The organism is Synechococcus sp. H60.3, from assembly GCF_047462295.1.
Taxonomy (GTDB): domain Bacteria; phylum Cyanobacteriota; class Cyanobacteriia; order Thermostichales; family Thermostichaceae; genus Thermostichus.
The window spans coordinates 1-3,422 of record NZ_JANSIY010000172.1 but is presented as its reverse complement, the minus strand read 5'-3'; the positions used below and the strand labels follow the sequence as shown (position 1 = coordinate 3,422).

General features: G+C 58.7%; 4 protein-coding genes and 1 pseudogene. All 5 read right to left on the bottom strand.

The genetic code is table 11. The features are described 5' to 3' along the window. Positions 1-105 precede the first annotated feature (105 nt). Entirely contained in the window at positions 106-234 is a 129-nt protein-coding gene (locus tag NW841_RS12375; RefSeq protein WP_414360698.1) for a hypothetical protein, read from the bottom strand. 29 nt (positions 235-263) lie between these two features. Continuing rightward, positions 264-500 carry a hypothetical protein gene (locus tag NW841_RS12370; protein WP_414386654.1) on the bottom strand — a complete coding sequence of 79 codons (237 nt, stop codon included), beginning with the start codon at positions 498-500 and terminating at the stop codon, positions 264-266. A gap of 49 nt (positions 501-549) precedes the next feature. Then, entirely contained in the window at positions 550-1,047 is a 498-nt protein-coding gene (locus NW841_RS12365; protein WP_414386651.1) for a pentapeptide repeat-containing protein, read from the bottom strand. 149 nt (positions 1,048-1,196) lie between these two features. Then, positions 1,197-2,993: a hypothetical protein gene (locus NW841_RS12360; protein ID WP_414386649.1), complete on the bottom strand. Its 1,797-nt coding sequence runs from the start codon at positions 2,991-2,993 to the stop codon at positions 1,197-1,199. 220 nt (positions 2,994-3,213) lie between these two features. Beyond that, positions 3,214-3,422 (bottom strand): annotated as a pseudogene (locus NW841_RS12355) (right-handed parallel beta-helix repeat-containing protein); the annotation flags it as partial.

The following is a 3,422-nucleotide window of genomic DNA, read 5'->3' as shown; positions in this document are numbered from 1 at the left end:
GACATTCTCGATCTCCAATAGAAGGGCAGCAAAAGTTTATGCAGCGGTTGAAGTCTTGGACAAGTGCAAGCTAGCTCACCTCTGGGAACTGGGGAAAATTATTGCTTAGTTTTTGCCGCTGCGGATCCAACGGTTTTGCCCCTTTGCTAACGCCCACCGCTTGGGCAGGGCTGCCGCTTGGCCGAGAAAGCGCTGGTCTTGGGGATGGCCTGCCCCTGCTTGCTCCTCGAACACCCTCTTCCCAGGTGCTCCCGCCTCCTGGACTAGTCTTGGCTCAGGAGATAGGCGATGGCGCGGTTCTGTTGCTCGACCACGTCGCGCAGCTCGGCAATGCGGGCCCGCAGCTTGTCAATGGCCTCAAAAGCTCGCCCAATGGCCTCCGTGTTCTGGGCAATGGCCTCGAAAGCTCGGCGGATGACCTCCGTATTCTGGGCGTTGGCCAGCGTCTGCTGAGCCAAGACTTCCAGAATGGCCTCCACCGGCTCCAACCGCTCCGACATGGGCTGCTCTCGCCGGCTTGGAAGATGATCCTAGCCGGAGACCGCCGGCCTACGGGAACTGGCAAGGGCCGCGCTCCCCATTGGGGCAGATCGTCTCCCCGTCCGTCAGCACGTCCTTGAGGTTGGCCCCTGCCAGGATGGCCCCCCTGAGGTTGGCCCGCCGCAGGTCGGCCCCCTGCAAATTGGCCCCCGTCAAGTCGGCCTCGGCAAAGCTGGAATCGGGAAAGCGGGCCCCCTGCAAATTGGCCCGCCGCAGCTTGGCCCCGTTGAAGGCCGAGTTTTCCACATAGGCCTTGGCCAAATTGGCCCCCGACAAATCCGCCTGCAGGAAAATCCCCCCCTGCACCACCGCCTCGCCCAGGTGGATCCCGGCCAGTTTGGCGTTGGCCAGATTGACCCCGAGGAGCTGACAGCCGGCCAGATTCTTGGCCGCCAGCACCTCTTCCGCCGTGACCTGGCGGGCATTGCTGCAGAGGGAAGGGCCCTGCGGCCTGCCGGCACACCCCAGCAGCACCAGGCCCAACAGCCAGACCAACCTTTTGGCCATACTCACCTCTTACCTAAGCTGGTGTTAGCCTACCACAGACCTCGACCCCTCTCCCCCTCAGGGAGAGGATCCGGCAGCGCAGGGCCGTTGGGCCGACAAAAACCCCCCACAAGGGGGGCAGCAAAGCCAGACTTCAGCACCAGCTAACCTTAAGGAAACACCTTAAAGTTAAGAGCCGGCGGCTCAGGGAAAGAGTTGCCATTCAGGGGGTCGTTGAGGATACTAGCTCCTCCGCCGATGAAGATGCCTTTACCTACCCCGTTTGCGGTAGCTCTGATCTCATTGTCTTGGACTATGTTACCAGCACTAACCACGCGGATACCGACTCCATTAGTAATGCCAGAAACAATAATCTTGTTGCCTTTGATAGTGGCATTATTAGCACCGGCGGCCAAATTAATTGATGCAGCAAGATTAGCTTTCTGCACCGAAGACAGGTCAAACTTAGAGTTGAGGATGGCAGCATTTGTCCCTGACGCTGTTACTTGTATGGCAAGGGTGTCCTTAGTAGCATTGCCAACATCAGTTGACGTAAATTGGCTGTCCTTGATGACAACGTTAGAGTTGTTCACCTGTATCGCAATTGTACTGCCAGTTTTAGCGGCTAAGAACGTGATCTTGTTGCCAGAAAGTTTTACATTCGCTGCGTCAACCTCAATGCAAACACCAGCACTGAGGTCGCACGTGATCGCTGCGTTGATAACAGCCGCAGAAGCTGCATTGAGTTTGAGGCCATTACTATTTGAGACTTTGATAGAGAAGCCCTCTAGCTTAACGTTCTGATCCAGTGTCAGGGTGTTGCCACTCGGAATCTCAAGCTTGTAGGCTGCCGGCCCTACGATGGTAATCGAGCCGTTGCCGGGCACGGTGGTGGTCAGACTGCCAGTGAGCTTTTGCGTAACCGGTGCCGGCGCCACAATCTGAATCGTCACATTCTCACCCTGCTGCAAAAGCGGCACCAGCTTGCTCTGATACGGGTCAACCCCTACCTTCAGCACCCCCTCAAAGGTCTTCCACGGCGCCGCCGCCGTCCCTGGATTCGCGTCACTGCCGTTCACCGGATCCAAGAAGAACGTGTTGGGCACCGGCGTCACCGTCACCGGCACATCCACACTCCCCAGCCCCGGCCCGCTGAAGGTGATGTTCTGCGTTTGCCCCACCGCCGTCAGCGGCGCCGTAAACTGCACCGGCTGGTTCACGTTGAAGTTGCTGCTGTCAAAGGTCAAGCTCGTGGGCGAAATGTTCCAGCCCGTCGGCCCCGTCACCGTCACCGTCTTGATCCCGCCCGGATCCTGCGCCAGCTTGACGTTGATAACCTTGACCGCGCTGGCAGTCGCATTGGGAATCGAGGTGGGCGAAACCACAATCGAAGGAGCCGGCGTTGGCGTCGGTGTGGGCGTCGGCGTCGCTGCGCTGAAGAAGCTATCCAACTGCGCCTGCGTTACCGTCACTCCCAGCTTCAGCGTGCCGCTGAGGAAAGTGTTAACCTTGCTGGCCGTCGGCGGCAGGCCCGTGCTCGCAATGGCAAACAGCACCGCCACATCGTTGATGTTGACCACGCCATCGCCAGTAAAGTCAGAGATGGCCGGCTTGAGCGGGTCGCCCAGCGCCGTAACATCGGCGGCAGTAATCGGCCCTGCCTTGAGGGTGTTGTTGACAAAGTTGACGATCTTGCTGGCGTCGCTAGTGTTCTGGGTGCTGGCGGCAAACAGGATGGCCGCGTCCTTGATGGTGATGGAGGTCTTCACCCCGTCGTAGTAGAAGGAAATGCTCTCGGGCGGCGCCACAGGCGTTTCTGGAGCCTGAGCAGAGAGGGTTGGCGGAACTTGGGTAACACTGGGAGCCTCAGAAAAAGAACAGGACGTTACTCCCCCCACCAGGGAGGAAGTGAGCAGCAGCGAAAGCAGCGAAGAGCGCAGGTTAGTTTTGGGATCCCGAGCAGTCATACTCAGCCTCCGTTGGTTAAAACTCAAGGGGGCTGAAGTCTTGGGCGGAGGCTATCTGGCTCACTCCAGGGAAACTGGCTTAAGAGGCATGCCTAGGCAAATCTTACCCAAATTGGCGCTTGAAAAGTAACGTTGGGGCAAAAAAGACCACCTGCTCGTCAAGAAAAAAAGAAGGGCAACCCAATGCCCTCCCGCGACTTCTGTGGCAGCCAACCTCAAGCTAGTTGACCGAGATGCTCGGCCCGAAGTTGAAGTAGGTGGTGCTGCCGGGGTTTGTGGTGTTGTCGAAGGTGTTCAGCGTCGTGCCGCCCACCGTGATCGCCGACGGCGAGGCAATGGCCGGCGTTATCCGGATCTGGCCGCCGAAGGGAATGGTAAAGGGCCCGGGGAAGGTGGCCACGTTGCCGGATACCGACGTGGAGGTGGCGA